A 17,351-nucleotide genomic window follows, 5' to 3' on the forward strand; every position below is an offset into this window, starting at 1 on the left:
CTCACCCGATCGCGACGATCTCGACCTCGCCGCCGGCCACCACCGCCACATCCCCGACCTGCCTGCCCATCAGCGCGCGGGCGACCGGCGAGACATAGGAGATGGTGCCCTGTGAGGGCTCGGCCTCGTCCTCGCCGACGATCTGGAAGGTCTGGCGGCGACCATCGTCGCGGTCGAACGTGACGCGGCTGCCGAAATGCACCTTGCCGTCGGCAGGCGGTGGATCAACCAACTGGGCGCTAGCGTGACGTGCCGAGAAATAGCGAAAGTCGCGGCTGGCGCGGGCCAGGGCTAGACCGGTGGCATCCTCCCCGGCGGCGCGGGCCTCGTGAACCGCGGCCCTGGCGGCTTCCAGCGCCGCCGCGAGCAGGGCGAGCCCGCGCGGCGTCACCAGATTGGGATGCTGCGAGATCGGACGATCCTGGAGATTGGCCTCGGTGCCGTCCCGGTCGTTTTCCTTGGTGAAGGCGACGCTCATGAAGGCAGCCTCCTATTGTTGCGATCTGGCGAAGGGTATGGTGGATGCGGACGATGCGCACGGGCCGTGACGCCGCACGGCACGGACCACCTAGATGGCGGCTTGTTCCGGCGCCTGCAACCTTGACACCCCGCGCCCGGGCACGTATAGCCCGCGCCTTCTCTTCTTCGACGCGTCGTCCGTCGGGTTCTCCGATCGTCGGTGCTCGTTCCCTCCAAGGATCGCCGCCATGAAGGTCCGCAATTCGCTGAAGTCTCTGCGTGGTCGCCATCGCGACAACCAGATCGTGCGCCGCAAGGGCCGCGTCTACGTGATCAACAAGGTCCAGAAGCGCTACAAGGCGCGCCAGGGCTGAGAGCGGCTGCTTCTAGCAGCCGTATCGGGAGGCAGGGGCTCACGCGCCTGTCATCGTCCCGACATTGACCGTCGCCGTCTCATGCCCCACGTTCGGGACATGACTCGCGCGGCGGTTTTCTTTTGCCTGATGGCCATGTTCGCCCCGCCTGCCCACGCGCAGGTGACGGGACCCGTGCCGCCGGCTGCCGAAGCGGCTCCTCCTGCCGCCAACGCCACGCCGCCCTCTCTCGCATCGGAACGCGCACGCCGCCTCGACGAGCTCTACTCCCGCCTGCGCGAGGCGGAGGGGCCGCGACAGGCGCGCGTGTTCGAGGCGCAGATCACCATGCTGCTGGCGCAGTCGGGTTCACCCACCGCCGACCTCCTGATGGTCCGTGCCCAGCAGGCGGTACAGCAGCGACAGGCCGATCTGGCGCTGTCTCTCCTCGATGCGGTCATCGACATGTACCCCGACTATGTCGAGGCCTGGAGCCGGCGCGCCACCCTCTATTTCGCCCGCCGCGAAATCGGGCGCGCCATCACCGACATCGAGAACGTCCTGCGGCTCGAGCCACGGCATTTCGGCGCGATGGTCGGCCTCGGCATGATGCTGCAGCAACTCGGCCAGGACAAACAGGCCCTTGCGGCCTTCAACCGGGCCATGGAGATCAACCCGCACATCGAACGGGTGCCGCAGATCATCCTGCGGCTGCAACCGAAGGTCGACGGCGTCGAGCTTTGACGTCCGTCTCCCGATCCATTGCGCCGCACCGGGCGTAGACCATCCATGGTCGGCCTGATCGCACCCCTTGTCGCCGCCGCCGCCGTGCCCGCACTCCTCGCCGGCTGGACGGCGATGCGCTCGCGCGCCATCACCCGCGCCTTCCCGCCCGAGGGCCGGTTCGCGCCCACGAGGGCCGGCGCCCTTCACGTCGTCGACGAAGGGGAGGGAGCCGTGCCGGCGGTGTTCCTGCACGGCGCCAGCGGGTCTGTCCGGGCGTGGCGTCCGGCGCTGGAGGACAGGCGGGCAGCCCTTGGCCGGACCCTGTTCCTCGATCGTCCGGGCCACGGCCACAGCGAACGCCGCGCCGGCCGGGAGGCCGCGAGGCTCGACCATCAGGCCGGCGCGATCATCGACGTTCTCGATCATGCGGGGATCGGCCGCGCCGTCATCGTGGCCCATTCCTGGGCCGGGGCGCTCGCCTGCCGGCTGGCCCTCGACCATGGCGATCGCATCGCCGGTCTCGTCCTTCTCGCGCCCGCGACCCATCCCTGGCCGGGCGGCGTTCACTGGTACTACCGGCTGGCTGCGAGCCCCGTCCTCGGACCGCTATTCTCGTGGACCCTGGCCCTGCCCGTCGGGGAAGCCTGGATGCGGCGGAGCATCACGGGGGTCTTCGCGCCACAATCGGTCGAGGACCGCTATGTGGAGGAGGCCGGCATCCCTCTGGTGCTGAGGCCCGCACAGTTCATGGCCAACGCCGAGGACGTGGCCGGTCTGCTCGGTCAGGTGCGCGCGCAATCCCCGCTCTATGGCGACATCGCCTGCCCCGTCACGGTGATCTCGGGCGACAGCGACAGCGTCGTGTGGACCCATCTCCACTCGGTGGGTCTCGCGCGCGACATTCCGCGGGCCAAGCTCGTGATCCTGCCCGGTGTCGGCCATGGACCTCACCACGCCGATCCCGACCTGGTGGTGGCGGAGATTGCGACGCTGCAGGCGACAGCGACCTAGACGTCGACCTCGTCGGAGCCGACGAATGCGATGCGCAGCATGTTTGTCGCACCCGGTGTGCCGAGCGGAACGCCGGCCACCACGATGATGCGCTGGCCCGGCTTGGCGAAACCGTCCTTGAAGGCGAAGCGGCAGGCGCGGCTGACCATGTCGTCGAGGTCGCGAGCGTCCTGAGTGACGACGCAATGAACGCCCCAGAGAAGCGCCAGACGGCGCCCCGTGGCGATCTTCGGGGTCAAGGCGATGGTGATCGGCTTCGGCCGCTCGCGCGCGACGCGCAGCGCCGTGGAGCCGGACGAGGTCCAGCAGACGATGGCGGAGAGGTCGAGCGTCTCGGCGATGTCGCGCGCGGCGAGCGCGATGGCGTCGGCGCCGGTGGCCTCCGGCTCGGCGCGCTGACCCTGGATGACTGAGCGATAGGTCGGATCGGCCTCCACCTCCTCGGCGATGCGATTCATCATCGCCACGGCCTCGACGGGATATTGGCCCGCGGCGCTCTCCGCCGACAGCATGATCGCGTCCGCGCCCTCGAACACGGCAGTCGCCACATCCGAGACCTCGGCGCGCGTCGGCACGGGCGCGGTGATCATGCTCTCCAGCATCTGGGTGGCGACGACCACCGGCTTGCCGGTGCGCCGGGCCTGGCGGGTGATCTGCTTCTGGATGCCAGGCACCTTGGCCATGGGCATCTCGACGCCGAGATCGCCGCGCGCCACCATCAGGGCGTCGGCGATGTCCATGATCTCGGCAAGGCGGGTGACCGCCTGCGGCTTCTCGATCTTGGCCATGACCGCAGCACGGCCCATGGCCACCTTCTTCACCTCGGCGACATCCTCGGGGCGCTGGACGAAGGAGACGGCGATCCAGTCGACGCCGGCATTGAGGGCGGCGTCGAGGTCGGAGCGGTCCTTGTCGGTGAGGGCGGAGACGGGCAGCGTCGTATCGGGCAGGCTGACGCCCTTGCGATCCGACAGCTTGCCGCCGACGACGACACGGCATTCGGCCCGCTTCGGCGTGCAGTGCTCGGCGGTGAGCGTCACCTTGCCATCGTCGAGGATCAGGCGATGTCCCGGCTCCAGCGCCGCGAGGATCTCCGGATGGGGCAGGTGGACGCGGGTGGAATCGCCGGGCTTCTTGTCCGAGTCGAGAACAAAGGCCGCCCCGTTCGCCAGCGTCACGGGTCCGTCCTTGAAGGTGCCGACGCGCAGCTTGGGGCCCTGGAGGTCGGCGAGGATGCCGATCGGCCGCTGTTCCTCGTGCTCGATGGAGCGGATGGTCTCGACGAACTCGCGCAGCTTGTCGTGCGGCGTGTGGCTCATGTTGATGCGGAAGACGTCGGCGCCCGCGGTGAACAGGGCGGCAATCTGCTCGCGGCTCGACGAGGCCGGTCCGAGGGTGGCGAGAATCTTGGTCCGGCGCTGGCGTCGCATGGTGATTGGTTTCTCCCTGACGGCGATCCTAAACCGTTTTGAGCGAGCGCCGCGAGGGGGAAGGGAGGTTCCTGTCCCTTTCAGTCGACGCGCGCCGACGGCGGGCGTCGGGTCATTCGGCGACGTCACATGGGTTTCAGGCGTGGCCCGACTCGCTCGACAGCATGGCGGGATCGATGCCGATCTTGCGCATGGCCCGCTCGTATTTCGTCTCCACGTCCGGGCCGAAGATCAGGTCAGAATCGGCGGGGCAATGCAACCAGCCGTTGGCCTGGATTTCGTTCTCCAACTGGCCGGCGCCCCAGCCGGCATAGCCGAGCGCCAGGACCGCGTTGGACGGTCCGTCGCCTGTCGCCAGTGCCTTCAGGATGTCGAGGGTGGCGGTAAGGCACACGCCCTCGTCGATCGGCAGGGTCGAGTTCTCGATGAAGAAGTCCGACGAATGCAGCACGAAGCCCCGGCCCGTCTCGACCGGCCCGCCGCGCAGGACACGAATTGAATCCACCCGTTCCGGGAGCAGGATCTTCCGCGATTCGGGAATGATGTCGAGTTGAACGAGGAGATCGGAGAAGGCCAGATTGGTGGCGTTCTGGTTGATCACGATACCCATCGCGCCATCGGAGGAATGGGCGCACATGTAGATGACGGTGCGCGAAAACCGTTCGTCGCGCATGGTCGGCATCGCGATGAGAATCTGTCCGTCGAGATAGCCGCGGAGGCTGTCGCGCCCGCCGCTTCGAGGTTTTGCTGCCATGCGTCACGCTAACCCGGAACGGGGCGGAATGCCACCTGTGCAGCTTATGTGGGGCCCCGTCGCGGCGTCTTCAACGGAACGTCAGTGGCCAAGACGGGTTCCGGGCCCTACATGGCGGTGATGATCGATCGCCGCGTCTTCGTCTCTGTCCTTGCGCTGGCGGCGGCAGCCAGCCCTGCCGTCGCAGGCGCGTCGGCGTCGCCCTGGGCGCGCGATTCGAAATCGGCGGTCAGGCTCATCCGCGGAGGCTTCGACGGCACGGTCCACAGGGCAGGGGTCCATATCGTCCTTGATCCCGGAACCAAGACCTACTGGCGCACGCCGGGCGATTCGGGGGTTCCGCCCACCTTCGACTGGTCGGCCTCCGACAATGTCGCGGACGTGACGCTGTCCTGGCCGGCGCCGGTGCGCTTTCCCGACGGGGGCGGATATTCCATCGGCTACAAGACGGCCGTCATCTTTCCGGTGCAGGTGACGCCGCGCGATCCGCGGCGCCGGGTACGCCTGGTGATGAAGCTCGACTATGCCGTCTGCGACCAGATCTGCATTCCCGCGAAGGGCGAGGGTTCGCTCGTCCTGTCCGCAGCGCCGGCGGACCCGGAACTGGCCTCGCTCCTGGCGGGCTTCGAGGCACGGGTTCCCCGATCCGAGGTCGAGGGGCTCGGCCTGTCGATCGCCGCGGTGGAACGCAGCGGCGAGCACCCGGTGGTGACGCTGGCGGCGCGGGTCGATCCTGCCGCAAAGGCTGATCTTTTCGTCGAGGGGCCGGACGCCCGCTGGGTGCTGCCTCTGCCTGAGGCCATCGACGCGACCGGGGCAGAGCGGCGTTTCCGACTGGTGATGGACGGCGCTCCGCGCGGCGTCGAGCCGCTCGGCCAGGTCCTGACCTTCACGCTGGTGTCAGGAGATCGCGCTCTGGAAGCTCGGCTGAAGCCCGAATGAGGTCCCTCGACGCCGGCCGGGTGACGCTCTAAGTGTTGCTCGCATTGGAGCGCGACAAGCACCGCGGCTCAATCAACACCACCCATCGAGGAGTTCCCCCATGACGATCCAGGTTGGCGAAAAGCTGCCGGAAGCCACCTTCCGCACCATGACAGCGGATGGCCCGGCCGCCCGTACCACCGCGGAAATCTTTGCCGGCAAGACCGTCGTCCTGTTCGCCGTGCCGGGCGCCTTCACGCCGACCTGCCACAAGAACCACCTGCCGGGCTTCGTGACCAACGCCGAGGCGATCAAGGCGAAGGGCGTCGATGCCATCTACGTGACCTCGACCAACGACGTCTTCGTGCTCGACGCCTGGCAGAAGGCGTCCGGTGCCGTGGACAAGGTCGGCATCCTCGCCGACGGCAGCGCCGATTTCGCCAAGGCCGTGGGCCTGGAGAACGACATGTCCTCCTTCGGCATGGGCATGCGCACCAAGCGCTATTCGATGATTGTCAAGGACGGTGTCGTGGCTTCGCTGAATGTCGAGGACGCACCGGGCAAGGCCGACGTTTCGGGCGCCGACACCCTCATCAAGCAGCTCTGAGGATATGCTGGCGCGGCCGCGCGTTGCGCGGCCGGGTCAGACGGCGAGCACCAGCGCCAGCGCCAGCGGGGCGCTCTGGTGGCCCGCCGAGCCGGCAATACGGGCGGCGATGCCGTCCCTGATCCTGTGGACCGCGCGCGCGACCCTGCGTGTGGCCCTCAGCGGGAAAGTGATGGCTACCGGCAGGCTGTCGCGACAGATGGCATGTTTGCGGACATAGTGCGGGACGTGCCAGGTCGCCCATGTCCCGGCGCGGAACAGAGCGGCGTCGCCGGGCCGCAGGGTGCGCTCCGGCACACCCTCGCCGGAGACGATCACCTCGCCCTCGATGATGTGGACGATCTCGTCGCCACCGAAGAACCAGCGGAACCTGCCGGCTGTGCAGTCCCAGACCATGGCGCAGGTGGTGCCGTCGGAGGAATCCGACCAGTGGCGGCATCGGGCGGCGGGGCGACCCTCGAGAATCCATTCGGGGCGGATCGGGGCCGGGTCGAGGTCGAGGCTGGCGAGGCTTGCGGCAGAGAAAGGCGGCCGGCTCATGGTCGTCTCCTGTTTCACTCCGGGACGCCTGGCCCGGTTGAACAGCGACTTCGCAAAAGCCTTGCCGCCTCTCACGCCGGCGTGATCAGATTTTTCCGGGCTTGAACGGCGCCATGCCCTCGCGGGCGAGTTCGTCGGCGCGCTCGTTCTCGGGGTGGCCGGCATGGCCCTTCACCCAGTGCCAGGTGACCTGGTGCAGGTCCGCGACGTCGTCGAGCCGCTGCCAGAGGTCGGCGTTCTTCACCGGCTTCTTGTCGGCGGTCTTCCAGCCGTTGCGCTTCCAGCCGTGGATCCAGTTCATGATGCCGTTCTTGACGTACTGGCTGTCGGTATGGAGGTCGACATGCGACGGGCGTTTCAGCGCCTCCAGCGCATTGATGGCCGCGAGCAGTTCCATGCGGTTGTTGGTGGTGACCGGCTCGCCGCCGTTCAGCTCCCGCACGGTGTCGCCGTAGCGCAGGATCGCCCCCCAGCCGCCCGGGCCGGGGTTTCCCGAGCAGGCGCCGTCGGTGAAGACCTCGACGCGGCGGGGTGCCGGTTTCACGAGGCTGTTCATGCGAGGCCATACTCGGTCGGCGACCCGACCTTCTGGTGAAAGCGGAGCTTCTTCAGATACTCGAGCGGGTCCTTCGGCGTTACCACGGCGCCGGGCGGAACATTCAGCCAGTCGACGAGCCGTGTCAGCAGGAAGCGCAGGGCCGAGCCGCGCGCCAGCAGCGGCAGCGCCACCTTTTCCCCATCGTTCAGCGGCCGGACCGACTGGTAGGCGGCGATCATCGCCGACCCCTTGGCGAAGTCGAACTCGTAGTCCGGCGAGAAGCACCAGGCGTTGAGGCAGATCGCGAGGTCGTAGGCGAGGATGTCGTTGCAGGCGAAGTAGAAGTCGATGAGACCTGACAGCTGGTTCTGCAGGAAGAAGACGTTGTCGTTAAACAGGTCGGCATGGATGACGCCGGTCGGCAGGTTCGTCGGCCAGTTTGCCTCGCAGTGTTCCAGTTCGGCGGCGATGGTCGCGGCCAGGTTCGGCGCGACGTTGTCGGCGCGGTCCTTCGCCTGCTCATAGAGCGGCCGCCAGCCGGGCACGGAGAGCGCGTTGAGCCGGGTGAGCTCAAAGCCCTGTCCGGCCATGTGGAGTTGCGCCAGCGCCCGGCCCACGGCGGCGCAATGATGCACCTGCGGGCGGCGGATCCACATGCCCTCAAGGAAGGTGACGATGGCGGCGGGCCGGCCGGCGAGCTCCCCGAGCGTCTCGCCGGACGTCATTCGCACAGGCTGCGGGCAGGTGAGGCCGCGGGCGGCGAGGTGCTCCATCAGGCCGATGAAGAAGGGCAGGTCGGCCGGATCGACGCGCTTTTCGTAGAGCGTCAGGATGAACGCGCCGCGGGTGGTGTGGAGCAGGAAGTTCGAGTTCTCGACGCCCTCGGCAATGCCCTTGAACGAGAGCAGTTCGCCGATGTCGTAGCGCGCGAGGTGGGCCGACAGATCCTCGGCGGTGACGTCGGTATAGACGGCCATGAATCGGTCTTTCAGGCGGCCGCGTCGGGGCGCAGCTGGCGGGGCAGGGGGAAGAAGACGCTCTCGTCGGCGGTGGAGACGGTCTCGACCAAGACTTCGTAGCGCGCGGCGAAGGCCTCGATGATCTCCTCGACGAGGACTTCCGGAGCCGATGCGCCGGCGGAGATGCCGAGCGAGGCAATGCCGCCGAAGCGCGTCCAGTCGATGTCTGCGGCGCGCTGCACGAGTTCGGAGATGCGGCAGCCCTCGCGCTCGGCCACCTCGCGCAGACGCTGCGAGTTGGACGAGTTGGGGGCACCCACCACGATCATGGCCTCCACCTGCGGAGCGACGCGCTTCACCGCCTCCTGGCGGTTGGTCGTCGCATAGCAGATGTCTTCCCTGTGCGGGCCGACGATGGCCGGGAAGCGGGCGCGCAGATAGTCGACGATCTCGCGCGTGTCATCGACCGAGAGGGTCGTCTGGGTGACGAAGGCGAGAGCCTGCTCGTCGAGCGGCACGAAGGCCCGCGCGTCGTCGAGCGTCTCGACCAGAGTGACCGCCCCGGCCGGGAGCTGGCCCATCGTGCCAACCACTTCCGGGTGACGGGCGTGGCCGACAAGGACAACCTCCCGGCCGCGCTTGTGGTGGATCTCAGCCTCGCGATGCACCTTGGTGACGAGCGGGCAGGTAGCGTCGATGGCGAGGAAATTGCGGTTCTGGGCCTCGACCGGTACCGATTTCGGCACGCCGTGGGCGGAGAAGATGACGGGAGCATCGGTGTCCGGGATCTCGTCCAGCTCCTCGACGAAGATCGCGCCCTTGGCCTTGAGCCCATCGACGACGAAGCGGTTGTGGACGATCTCGTGCCGCACATAGACCGGCGGGCCGTAGATCTTCAGCGCCTGCTCGACCGCGTCGATGGCGCGCACCACGCCGGCGCAGAAGCCGCGCGGTGAGCAGAGCAGGACTTTCAGCGGGGGCTTGGACAACAGGCTCTCCGGATCGGCACGGCCCGGTTTCGGGGGAACGGGCGCGGCTGTCAAGGAGAGCGGGACGCAGTGACCTGCAGAACGCTGCGGCGACGCATTGTTCATTCCCGGCGGCCTGTCTCCTCGTGATAGAGGTGCGGCAGGAAGTGCTCAAACTGACCCACCTCCTCGACATTGTGCCGGAGCCAGGCCTGTCCCTTCTCGGGGGTGAAGGCGAACCTGGCGATCAGGGGTGTGGCGAGGCGCAGAAGCGACCCGGTCGCGCCAATGATCAGGCAGTTCTCGTAGAGTGTTCCACCGGCCACCCGCTCGAACCGATATTCCATGCGGGCGAAGCCCGGCCTGCCATGAAACTCGGGATTGTGGACATAGCCGCCCTCGTCAAGCCGCTCGATGTGGCTGCGGGTATCCACGACGAAGCGTTCATCCCGCCCGAGCACCTCGATCAGCCGCAGGATCGCGCCGGGACCAACGCTGCCGTCGGGCCGGCGGCTGGCATAGCTGATATGGACGTGATCGCGCGGGTGCCAAAACCGGTAGCGGTTGTAGCATTGCCCGCCAAAGGTGATGTCACCTTCTAGATTGGCGAACCACCAGGCCAGCATGCGCGGGGTGACGCCGCGCAAGACGTCGTGGCGGATGCTGTAGCGGACGCGTCCATCCGGCAGGGTCTCGACCGCCGTATCAGCCGAGGTCAGGGGCCTCAGTGGAAAGGGCAGGACCAGCGGCTCCGGCAGGCCCCGGAAGCGAAAGGGCGGCACTTCGGGGTGCAGCTCGTATTCGGCGGCGGCGGACATGGGCATCTCCACATCAGGGGTTATATGTAAAGCGATTGCTATATGATTGATTTATCACCGCCAGATCGATATGTAAAGCACGCGCACTACATATGAGGTGATCATGAGTGTGACGGACAACGGCGAGCCCGCGCGCCGACGCGGGCCGCCGGGTCGAAAGCCCTCTGCCGAGAAGCGGGCGGCCATCATTGCGGCGGCATCGCGCCTCTTTGCCGAGCGCGGGGTGGAAGGGGCCACGACGCGCGAGATCGCGTCGGTGGCCAAGACCACCGAGCGCACCCTGTTCAAGCATTTCGGCGACAAGGGCGGCCTGGTCCGGGCCGTGGTGGAGGAGGTATCGCGAGCGTTTGTCCGGCAGACCTCGTTCGCACGGGTTCTCGACCCCGCCCCCTTTACGCTGGACACGTTTGGCGACTGGCACCGTCAGTTCCTTGAGGAGCGGATTGCGTCGGCCGAGCGTGCGCCCGACGGCTACCGGATCGTGTTCCGCGAAATGATGCGCGACGAGGGCTTCCGCCGACGCTATTCGGAGGGCTGGATGACGGCGGTCTTCGAGCCGCTGGAACGGCAGATTGCCTCGATGCAGGAGCGCGGCCTGATCGCTTCGGCCTCCAGCCCCCAGGCGCTGGCAGGCCTCTTCTTCAGCCTCAATCTTGGCTATCTCGCTTCGCGCTTCGTGCTGGCTCCGGAACGCGACTGGGCGACCGGCGGCGATGTCGAGGCCATCGTGGCACTGTTCCGCGCGGCCTGCGGCAGAGGCTGACTGGCCGACCGCGCCACCCTCACCCGGCGGAACACGGCGACGATCTCGTGCCGGGTGCAGGGAATGGCGCCCATGGCGATGGCGCGGCGGCGCTCGAAGCCGGTGAGATCGTAGTGCGGCGCGCTGGTCTTGGGCGGACCCTGATAGACCAGCCTGTGCATGCCGATGGACCGGGCGAAGCGGTGGAGCTCGTCCTCCGTGTCGGCGAGCATGTGGCACCACTTCAGTCCCTGCCAGTCCCAGATCGCATCGTCGACATAGACCGCCACGGCGCGTGCCTCAGGCAGCGAGCAGCCCGGCCGAGCCGAGCGCGGCCTGCTGGCGGGCGGTGACGCTTTGCAGGCTGAAGCGGTCGATCTCCTCGTTGAACATTCGGTAGAAGTTCAACTCGGCCTTGAGGTGCAGGAAGACGCCGCCGAGGCCGATGGCGGCGCGATCCATCAGAACGAATTCCTGCGGAATGGTCACCGGCCCCTTTTCCTTCAGCGCCTTGTGGACGGTGAAGGCCTCGCGCCGGCCGTACTGGCCGGGCGCGACGCCGTCGGCAATGGAGCGCACGCGGTCGTCGAGCAGCGGGCCGTAGATGAAACGGGCCCACAGGTTGAGGATGTCGATGAGGTCGCGGTTGAGGTTCTTGAACCCCCAGGTCTCGTAGGCGTGGACGACACGCGCCTCGTCTCCCGCCTCCAGGCCCTTGTAGAGGTCGATGACGGCGCCGATGAAGCGCGGTGGAAAGATCCTGACGCAGCCATAGTCGAGGAGGTTGATGCCGCCGGGTTCGCCTCCCTCCTCGAACACCGTGTAGTTGCCGAGGTGGGGATCGCCGTGGATGACGCCAATGGCGGCGAAGGGATGCCACCAGGCGCGGAACATCGCGGTGGCCAGCCGGTTGCGGATCGCAAGCGTCTTGTCGACATGGCTCAGCATTTTGGTGCCGTCGAGCCAGGAGAGGGTCAGCAGGCGGCCGGTGGACAGTTCCGGCCGCACGGTCGGTACGCGCACCAGCGGCTCGTCGGCGAGCACCTTCTGGTACAGCGCAGCATGCTTGGCCTCGCGGTGGTAGTCGAGTTCCTCGCGGACGCGGTCGCCGATCTCCTTGATGATCTCGCGGGTGTCGATGGCGCTGTCCATGCGGCGCTGGATTGCGAAGAGAATCTCGAGCTGCGACAGGTCGGCCTCCACGGCCGACTGCATGTCCGGATATTGCAGCTTGCAGGCGAGGGCCATGCCGTCATGCGCCGTGGCGCGGTGCACCTGCCCGAGCGAGGCGGCGGCGGCCGGCACCTTGTCGAAACTTGCGAACTTGCGTTCCCAGTCGGCGCCGAGTTCGGCCATCATCCGGCGCTTGACGAAGGCCGGACCCATGGGCGGCGCCTCGGACTGAAGGGTCTGGAGCTGCTCGGCATATTCGGGCGGCAGGACTTCCGGAATGGTGGCGAGGAGCTGCGCCACCTTCATGATCGGCCCCTTGAGGCCGCCAAGGGCGCGGGTCAGATCGGCAGCGTTCTTCTCGCGGTCGAGCGCGGTGCCAAACAGGCGCGAGGCGGCGATGGAGGCGGCGGCGCCGGCGACATTGGTGCCGACGCGGGCATAGCGCGACAGGCGGCCGGTCAGTCGGTTGGCTTCGTCGTCGCGCGGCGGCATGGGGTCTCCCGGTCGGATGGCGGTGAGGAGGAGATAGTGCGGGAGGCCGGCGGTTACGAGGGGCTCAGGCCTTTGGCCAATTGTCCCGTATCCAGCGCGTCAGGCCGTCCTCGCCGACCTCGCCCGCTGCGAGGGCCAGGATGATGGCGGTCGCTTCCGCAGGAGGCGGGGCGAAGGCGATGTCGTTGAGGCCGAGAAAGACGATGATCGCCGCGAACGCAGCCCTCTTGTTGCCGTCCACGAACGGGTGATTGCGAGCAATGCCGAAGGCATAGGCCGCTGCAAGGGCTGCGAAATCCTGCTCCCCATAGCTGAACTTGTTCACCGGACGGCCGAGCGCTGATTCAAGCATGCCGAGGTCGCGGATACCTTCCGGCCCGCCGAACAGCGCCAACTGCTCGGCGTGGATGTCGACTATGATCTCCGCGTCCAGCCAGACGGGCTCGTTCACTTGGCGAGAGCCTTGAACGTGTCGGCGTAGTCACGAAACGCCTTGCGTGCGATGCCCATCGCCTTCGCATGCTTGGGATCATAGGGGCTCAGCTTGATCGTTCGCTCCGTCTGCTCGATCACGTGCAGCTTGTCGCCCTCCTGCAGGTTGGTGCGGGCGAGGAGCTCCTTCGGCAGGATCACGCCGATCGAATTGCCGATCTTGCGGACTTGCAGCACGAAGCCTTCCGCTTCCGCCTTCCGGGTCTGGTCGGTCATGCCGTCCTCCTGTGTTGTACGTTTTGTATAACACGAAGGGGAGGGACCGTCATCCCGGCGCTCTCAGCCGGCGTTGGCCTTCAACTGCTCGATGAGGCCGTGGATGTCGCCGAGCACCCATAGGTCGCGGACGAAATCGCCCTCGAAGGTGAAGAACGGCGCGCCCGCCCAGGCGACATGCTTGCCGGTCGGCGCGAAGCCGAACATTTCCTTGCGGTGATGGCCGTGGAAGCGCAGGCGGCCGGCCACCTTGTTGCCCTGCTCGACGAGGTCGAGAATGTCGCTCGTATAGTCGCCGAGCGCGCCAGTGACGAAGTCGACATAGCCTGCGAACTGCTCGTGGCCGACGAGCACCGGTCCGAGCGAGCCGCGGAACGTGAAGTCCGGGTGGAAGATGGTGGGGATCAGGCTCTTGTCGGCATGGTCCCACATCTCCTTGTAGAAGCGCGTGACGACGGCGATCTGGTGCGACATCAGCCTTCCATCGCCTCGAGCTCATCGATCAACCGGGATATAACGCCGAGGCCGCCCTGCCAGAAGACGGGGTCGCGGGCATCGAGCCCGAAGGGCGCCAGCAGCTCCGCGTGGTGCTTCGTGCCGCCGGCCGAGAGCATGGCGATGTAGCGATCGACGAAGCCCGGATCGGCCTTCTCATAGACCGCATAGAGCGAGTTCACCAGGCAGTCGCCGAAGGCATAGGCATAGACGTAGAAGGGCGAGTGAATGAAGTGCGGGATGTAGGCCCAGAAGGTCTCGTAGCCCGGCTTCAACGCGATGGCGGGGCCGAGGCTCTCGGCCTGCACGCTCATCCAGGCGGCGGAGATGTCGTCGGCGGTCAGTTCGCCGTTGCGCCGCGCCGTGTGGATCTTCCGCTCGAAGGAATAGAAGGCGATCTGGCGCACGACCGTGTTGATCATGTCCTCGACCTTGGAGGCGATGAGCGCCTTCCTTTGGACGGGGTCGGTCGTCGTCTGCAGGATCGACTTGAAGGTCAGCATCTCGCCGAAGACCGAGGCCGTCTCGGCGAGCGTGAGCGGCGTCGGCGCCATCAGCGCGCCGTTGGGTCCGGCGAGCACCTGGTGGACGCCGTGGCCGAGTTCGTGTGCGAGGATCATCACGTCGCGCGGCTTGCCCTGGTAGTTGAGCAGCACATAGGGGTGCGCGGAGGGCACGGTGGGATGCGCGAAAGCGCCCGGAGCCTTGCCCGGCCTGACGGGGGCATCAATCCAGCGCTCGTCGAAAAAGCGGCGGGCGATGTTGGACAGGTCCGGCGAGAAGCCGGCATAGGCGGAGAGCACCGTGTCGCGCGCGTCCGCCCAGGCGATCGTGCGCTGCTCGACCTTCGGCAGCGGGGCGTTGCGGTCCCAGTGCGGCAGCGTTTCCTTGCCGAACCAGCGCGCCTTGAGGCGATAGTAGCGGTGCGAGAGGGCGGGATAGGATTCGCGCACCGCCGCCACCAGCGCATCCACCACCTCGCGTTCGACGCGGTTGGCAAGATGACGGGAATCGGCGACGTCCTCGAAGCCGCGCCAGCGGTCCGAGATCTCCTTGTCCTTCGCCAGCGTGTTGGTGATGAGCGAGAAGGTGCGCAGGTTCTCCCTGAAGGTTGCGGCGAGCGCCTCTGAGGCCTTGCGGCGGTTCTCCTCCGCGGTGTCCTGCAACAGGTTCAGCGCCGGCTCGAGTGGCAGCTTTTCGCCGTCGATCTCGAAGCGCAGGCTCGCCATGGTCTCGTCGAAGAGGCGATTCCAGGCGGCGCGCCCGGTCATGTTCTTCTCGTGGAAGAGCTGTTCGAGGCGGTCATCGAGCTGGAACGGCTTGTCCTTGCGGATGTCCTCGAGCCAGGGCCGGTAGCGGGCGAGGGGCGCGCGGGTGACCGCCTGGTCGATCAGGCTGTCGTCGATGCGGTTCAGTTCGAGGGTGAAGAACAGGAGGTGGGAGGAGATCGCGGTGATCTTCTCCTGGATGTCGCCATAGAATTTCACGCGGGCCGCGTCGGTCGTGTCGCCGGCATAGACAAGGCCTGCATAGGAGGCAAGGCGACCGAGAAGGTCTTCCAACTTCTCGAAACGGATGACGGCCTCGGCGAGGTCCGCCGCGGCGCTGGCGCTGCGGGCGATGGCGTCGAGCCGGCCCTTGTAGGCGGCGTCGAAGGCCAGCGCCTCCGTTTCGGCGCGGTAGAGGTCATCGCTCACTGCCGGGTCGTCGATGCCCTTGTAGAGGGTCGTCAGGTCCCATTCCGGCAGGCCGCCGATCGCCTCGGCGGCCTTGTCCCGCGCGGCGCTTTTCGAGCCGGCGTCGTTGACTGAACGGCGCATGGGAGCCTCCTGACGATCGAACCCAGGGGGCTGGTATGGGCAATCGGGTCGGCGGGATCAACGTGGCGTTTCGTCGATCCGGACAGGCATGGTGCAGGCGTTGCCCGTGAGCAACGCCCGGCGCGCTCAGCCCGTGGCCGCGAGGGGGATCGGTGCGGTTTCCGCCCCGACGTGCTTGCGGAACCGCACCAGGGTGTAGACGCCGAGCAGCGCGACCCGGCGCCGTTCCACCACCGCGACGCCGCCATGGGCTGCGGCCCAGGCTTCGAGCCGCTGGAACGGAAATTCCGGCCTGAGGCCGAAAGTATGGGCATGCTTTGAGAACCAGCGCTCGATGGCGGCGGCGAGACCGCGCTCCGAATAGAGGTGGTTCACAAGGATGATCTCGCCGCCGGGGCGGACGACCCTGGCGCATTCGTCCAGCACGCGCTCGGGGCGCTCCACCAGCGTGATGACGAACTGTGCCACGACAGCATCGAACATCCCGTCGGGATAGGCGAGGTCGTGGGCGTCCATGACCTGCACGTCCTTCACATGCGGGAAGGCGCCGCTCGCCATGCGTTCGCGCGCCTTGGCGATCATCGGCTCGGAGAGATCGATGCCGTGGATATCGAAGGAGGGATCGTAGTCCTGGAACGACAGGCCGGTGCCGACGCCGACCTCAAGTATGCGCTTGCCGGCCTGCTTCGCCGCCGCGGTCGCCGCGCGACGTCCCTTCTCGAAGAGGGGGCCGCACACGGCATCGTAGATCGGCGCCCAGCGGGCGTAGGCCCGCTCCATCGTTTCTCGGTCGAGGTCTCCGGCCATGGCCAACTCCCGTTCCTGTCGCGGGAGCTCCGGGAATCAGGGCCTGCCCGCCGCAATCCGGGACCCGATAGCCGCGAGCTGCGACAGTTCAACGACGGGCCGGCGGACGCCGGCGGCCTTACCTGCTCGCTGTCACAAAAGCGCAAGGGGAATCTGCTGTTGGTGCCCGCATGATCGCAGAGCGGCCGGGAGCCGGACGATGGTGCAGACGCGGCACAGGGCCATTTTCATTTCGGACGTACATCTGGGCGCGCGGGGATGCCAGGCCGCGCTCCTGATCGATTTCCTCAGGCACAACGACGCCGACATCATCTATCTGGTCGGCGACATCGTCGACGGCTGGCAGCTCAGGCGCGGCTGGCATTGGCCGCAGGCGCACAACGACGTCGTGCAGAAGCTGCTCAGGACGGTGCGCAAGGGCAGCCAGATCATCTACCTGCCCGGCAATCACGACGAGTTCATGCGCGACTATTTCGGCACGCATTTCGGCGGCATCGAGGTCATGGACCAGATCGTCCACCAGGCCGCCGACGGCAAGCGCTTCCTCGTCATCCACGGCGATGCCTTCGACGTGGTGGTGATGCACGCCCGCTGGCTCGCCCATCTCGGCGACTGGGCCTATGACGCCGCGCTCTATTGCAACCGCTGGGTGAATGTCGTCCGCCGCAAGCTCGGCCTTACCTACTGGTCGCTTTCGGCCTGGGCCAAGCTCAAGGTGAAGAAGGCGGTCAACTTCATCGGAGCCTTCGAGGAGGCTCTCGCCTCCGAGGCGCGCCGGCAGAGGGTTGACGGGGTCATCTGCGGCCATATCCATCATGCGGTCATCAAGGACCAGATCGGCATTCGCTACATGAACTGCGGCGATTGGGTCGAAAGCTGCACGGCCCTTGTCGAGGGGCACGATGGCCGCTTTGAGATCCTGCGCTGGACGATGGTGAAGGCGACGGCGCCGGAGCTTGCGCCGGTCGAGGAAGAGACGATGGAGATCTCGCTCGGCCTCCCCGAACGGCCTTCGGTGAGGGCCTGACCG

The 17,351-nt window shown here is 67.1% G+C and carries 22 protein-coding genes; 7 read left to right on the forward strand and 15 right to left on the reverse strand.

What is annotated here, in order from left to right; all coding sequences use genetic code 11:
• Position 1 precedes the first annotated feature (1 nt).
• Complete coding sequence (gene greA / locus ACJ4V0_RS16965) at positions 2-478, reverse strand: transcription elongation factor GreA (protein ID WP_448300778.1); 477 nt, start codon at positions 476-478, stop codon at positions 2-4.
• A gap of 229 nt (positions 479-707) precedes the next feature.
• Here greA and ykgO point away from each other — a divergent pair, with 229 nt between their 5' ends.
• From ykgO to ACJ4V0_RS16980, 3 genes are all read left to right on the forward strand, one after another.
• Positions 708-833, forward strand: coding sequence for a type B 50S ribosomal protein L36 (ykgO, locus tag ACJ4V0_RS16970; RefSeq protein ID WP_448300779.1), 126 nt, complete (start codon positions 708-710; stop codon positions 831-833).
• A 129-nt stretch (positions 834-962) separates the two neighbouring features.
• Positions 963-1,556, forward strand: a complete 594-nt coding sequence (locus tag ACJ4V0_RS16975) for a tetratricopeptide repeat protein (protein ID WP_448300780.1) — start codon at positions 963-965, stop codon at positions 1,554-1,556.
• A 45-nt stretch (positions 1,557-1,601) separates the two neighbouring features.
• Positions 1,602-2,549: an alpha/beta fold hydrolase gene (locus ACJ4V0_RS16980; RefSeq protein ID WP_448300781.1), complete on the forward strand. Its 948-nt coding sequence runs from the start codon at positions 1,602-1,604 to the stop codon at positions 2,547-2,549.
• On the opposite strand, the gene pyk is transcribed toward ACJ4V0_RS16980, so the two are convergent.
• Both pyk and ACJ4V0_RS16990 read right to left on the reverse strand, forming a co-directional pair.
• Positions 2,546-3,979 (reverse strand): pyruvate kinase, encoded by a 1,434-nt coding sequence (gene pyk / locus ACJ4V0_RS16985; protein WP_448300782.1) that lies wholly within the window; start codon positions 3,977-3,979, stop codon positions 2,546-2,548. The genes ACJ4V0_RS16980 and pyk overlap by 4 nt on opposite strands.
• Before the next feature lie 136 nt (positions 3,980-4,115).
• Complete coding sequence (locus ACJ4V0_RS16990) at positions 4,116-4,733, reverse strand: YqgE/AlgH family protein (protein ID WP_448300783.1); 618 nt, start codon at positions 4,731-4,733, stop codon at positions 4,116-4,118.
• Positions 4,734-4,817: 84 nt separating this feature from the next.
• On the opposite strand from ACJ4V0_RS16990, the gene ACJ4V0_RS16995 reads away from it, so the two are divergent.
• Positions 4,818-5,675 (forward strand): protein-disulfide reductase DsbD domain-containing protein, encoded by an 858-nt coding sequence (locus tag ACJ4V0_RS16995; RefSeq protein WP_448300784.1) that lies wholly within the window; start codon positions 4,818-4,820, stop codon positions 5,673-5,675.
• A 100-nt stretch (positions 5,676-5,775) separates the two neighbouring features.
• Positions 5,776-6,261, forward strand: coding sequence for a peroxiredoxin (locus ACJ4V0_RS17000; protein ID WP_448300785.1), 486 nt, complete (start codon positions 5,776-5,778; stop codon positions 6,259-6,261).
• A 36-nt stretch (positions 6,262-6,297) separates the two neighbouring features.
• Here the strand turns inward: ACJ4V0_RS17000 and ACJ4V0_RS17005 are convergent, their stop codons facing one another.
• From ACJ4V0_RS17005 to ACJ4V0_RS17025, 5 genes are all read right to left on the reverse strand, one after another.
• Positions 6,298-6,801 (reverse strand): cupin domain-containing protein, encoded by a 504-nt coding sequence (locus ACJ4V0_RS17005; protein WP_448300786.1) that lies wholly within the window; start codon positions 6,799-6,801, stop codon positions 6,298-6,300.
• A gap of 85 nt (positions 6,802-6,886) precedes the next feature.
• A complete protein-coding gene (gene rnhA, locus ACJ4V0_RS17010; RefSeq protein ID WP_448300787.1) occupies positions 6,887-7,357 on the reverse strand; it encodes a ribonuclease HI in 471 nt (156 codons plus the stop codon).
• Positions 7,354-8,316: a homoserine kinase gene (locus tag ACJ4V0_RS17015; protein WP_448300788.1), complete on the reverse strand. Its 963-nt coding sequence runs from the start codon at positions 8,314-8,316 to the stop codon at positions 7,354-7,356. Before ACJ4V0_RS17015 ends, rnhA begins: the two co-directional genes overlap by 4 nt.
• A gap of 11 nt (positions 8,317-8,327) precedes the next feature.
• Positions 8,328-9,290, reverse strand: a complete 963-nt coding sequence (gene ispH, locus ACJ4V0_RS17020; protein ID WP_448300823.1) for a 4-hydroxy-3-methylbut-2-enyl diphosphate reductase — start codon at positions 9,288-9,290, stop codon at positions 8,328-8,330.
• Between the two features lie 98 nt (positions 9,291-9,388).
• On the reverse strand, positions 9,389-10,084 hold the full coding sequence (locus ACJ4V0_RS17025; protein WP_448300789.1) for a DAPG hydrolase family protein: 696 nt from the start codon (positions 10,082-10,084) through the stop codon (positions 9,389-9,391).
• A 103-nt stretch (positions 10,085-10,187) separates the two neighbouring features.
• On the opposite strand from ACJ4V0_RS17025, the gene ACJ4V0_RS17030 reads away from it, so the two are divergent.
• Positions 10,188-10,847 carry a TetR/AcrR family transcriptional regulator gene (locus tag ACJ4V0_RS17030; RefSeq protein WP_448300790.1) on the forward strand — a complete coding sequence of 220 codons (660 nt, stop codon included), beginning with the start codon at positions 10,188-10,190 and terminating at the stop codon, positions 10,845-10,847.
• Here the strand turns inward: ACJ4V0_RS17030 and ACJ4V0_RS17035 are convergent.
• The 7 genes from ACJ4V0_RS17035 to ACJ4V0_RS17065 form a co-directional block, all read right to left on the reverse strand.
• The gene (locus ACJ4V0_RS17035; protein WP_448300791.1) at positions 10,742-11,116 is read right to left on the reverse strand and encodes a DUF4031 domain-containing protein; all 375 of its coding nucleotides are present in this window, start codon (positions 11,114-11,116) and stop codon (positions 10,742-10,744) included. The genes ACJ4V0_RS17030 and ACJ4V0_RS17035 overlap by 106 nt on opposite strands.
• A 10-nt stretch (positions 11,117-11,126) precedes the next feature.
• Positions 11,127-12,491: an ABC1 kinase family protein gene (locus tag ACJ4V0_RS17040; protein ID WP_448300792.1), complete on the reverse strand. Its 1,365-nt coding sequence runs from the start codon at positions 12,489-12,491 to the stop codon at positions 11,127-11,129.
• Positions 12,492-12,555: 64 nt separating this feature from the next.
• On the reverse strand, positions 12,556-12,942 hold the full coding sequence (locus ACJ4V0_RS17045) for a type II toxin-antitoxin system death-on-curing family toxin (RefSeq protein WP_448300793.1): 387 nt from the start codon (positions 12,940-12,942) through the stop codon (positions 12,556-12,558).
• Positions 12,939-13,199 (reverse strand): AbrB/MazE/SpoVT family DNA-binding domain-containing protein, encoded by a 261-nt coding sequence (locus ACJ4V0_RS17050; protein ID WP_448300794.1) that lies wholly within the window; start codon positions 13,197-13,199, stop codon positions 12,939-12,941. Before ACJ4V0_RS17050 ends, ACJ4V0_RS17045 begins: the two co-directional genes overlap by 4 nt.
• 63 nt (positions 13,200-13,262) lie before the next feature.
• Entirely contained in the window at positions 13,263-13,673 is a 411-nt protein-coding gene (locus ACJ4V0_RS17055) for an ester cyclase (RefSeq protein WP_448300795.1), read from the reverse strand.
• A complete protein-coding gene (locus tag ACJ4V0_RS17060; RefSeq protein ID WP_448300796.1) occupies positions 13,673-15,514 on the reverse strand; it encodes a M3 family oligoendopeptidase in 1,842 nt (613 codons plus the stop codon). The genes ACJ4V0_RS17055 and ACJ4V0_RS17060 overlap by 1 nt, the downstream gene beginning before the upstream one ends.
• Before the next feature lie 126 nt (positions 15,515-15,640).
• Entirely contained in the window at positions 15,641-16,321 is a 681-nt protein-coding gene (locus ACJ4V0_RS17065) for a class I SAM-dependent methyltransferase (RefSeq protein WP_448300797.1), read from the reverse strand.
• Between the two features lie 199 nt (positions 16,322-16,520).
• Between ACJ4V0_RS17065 and ACJ4V0_RS17070 the strand changes: the two genes are divergently transcribed.
• Entirely contained in the window at positions 16,521-17,348 is an 828-nt protein-coding gene (locus tag ACJ4V0_RS17070; protein ID WP_448300798.1) for a UDP-2,3-diacylglucosamine diphosphatase, read from the forward strand.
• The last annotated feature ends 3 nt before the right edge of the window (positions 17,349-17,351 follow it).

This window comes from Phreatobacter aquiterrae (assembly GCF_053471285.1).

Coding starts and splice junctions, on each gene's coding strand:
- greA (WP_448300778.1), bottom strand. CDS start 478: ATGAGCGTCGCCTTCACCAAGGAAAACGACCGGGACGGCACCGAGGCC.
- ykgO (WP_448300779.1), top strand. CDS start 708: ATGAAGGTCCGCAATTCGCTGAAGTCTCTGCGTGGTCGCCATCGCGAC.
- ACJ4V0_RS16975 (WP_448300780.1), top strand. CDS start 963: ATGGCCATGTTCGCCCCGCCTGCCCACGCGCAGGTGACGGGACCCGTG.
- ACJ4V0_RS16980 (WP_448300781.1), top strand. CDS start 1,602: ATGGTCGGCCTGATCGCACCCCTTGTCGCCGCCGCCGCCGTGCCCGCA.
- pyk (WP_448300782.1), bottom strand. CDS start 3,979: ATGCGACGCCAGCGCCGGACCAAGATTCTCGCCACCCTCGGACCGGCC.
- ACJ4V0_RS16990 (WP_448300783.1), bottom strand. CDS start 4,733: ATGGCAGCAAAACCTCGAAGCGGCGGGCGCGACAGCCTCCGCGGCTAT.
- ACJ4V0_RS17000 (WP_448300785.1), top strand. CDS start 5,776: ATGACGATCCAGGTTGGCGAAAAGCTGCCGGAAGCCACCTTCCGCACC.
- ACJ4V0_RS17005 (WP_448300786.1), bottom strand. CDS start 6,801: ATGAGCCGGCCGCCTTTCTCTGCCGCAAGCCTCGCCAGCCTCGACCTC.
- rnhA (WP_448300787.1), bottom strand. CDS start 7,357: ATGAACAGCCTCGTGAAACCGGCACCCCGCCGCGTCGAGGTCTTCACC.
- ACJ4V0_RS17015 (WP_448300788.1), bottom strand. CDS start 8,316: ATGGCCGTCTATACCGACGTCACCGCCGAGGATCTGTCGGCCCACCTC.
- ACJ4V0_RS17025 (WP_448300789.1), bottom strand. CDS start 10,084: ATGTCCGCCGCCGCCGAATACGAGCTGCACCCCGAAGTGCCGCCCTTT.
- ACJ4V0_RS17030 (WP_448300790.1), top strand. CDS start 10,188: ATGAGTGTGACGGACAACGGCGAGCCCGCGCGCCGACGCGGGCCGCCG.
- ACJ4V0_RS17040 (WP_448300792.1), bottom strand. CDS start 12,491: ATGCCGCCGCGCGACGACGAAGCCAACCGACTGACCGGCCGCCTGTCG.
- ACJ4V0_RS17050 (WP_448300794.1), bottom strand. CDS start 13,199: ATGACCGACCAGACCCGGAAGGCGGAAGCGGAAGGCTTCGTGCTGCAA.
- ACJ4V0_RS17055 (WP_448300795.1), bottom strand. CDS start 13,673: ATGTCGCACCAGATCGCCGTCGTCACGCGCTTCTACAAGGAGATGTGG.
- ACJ4V0_RS17060 (WP_448300796.1), bottom strand. CDS start 15,514: ATGCGCCGTTCAGTCAACGACGCCGGCTCGAAAAGCGCCGCGCGGGAC.
- ACJ4V0_RS17065 (WP_448300797.1), bottom strand. CDS start 16,321: ATGGCCGGAGACCTCGACCGAGAAACGATGGAGCGGGCCTACGCCCGC.
- ACJ4V0_RS17070 (WP_448300798.1), top strand. CDS start 16,521: ATGGTGCAGACGCGGCACAGGGCCATTTTCATTTCGGACGTACATCTG.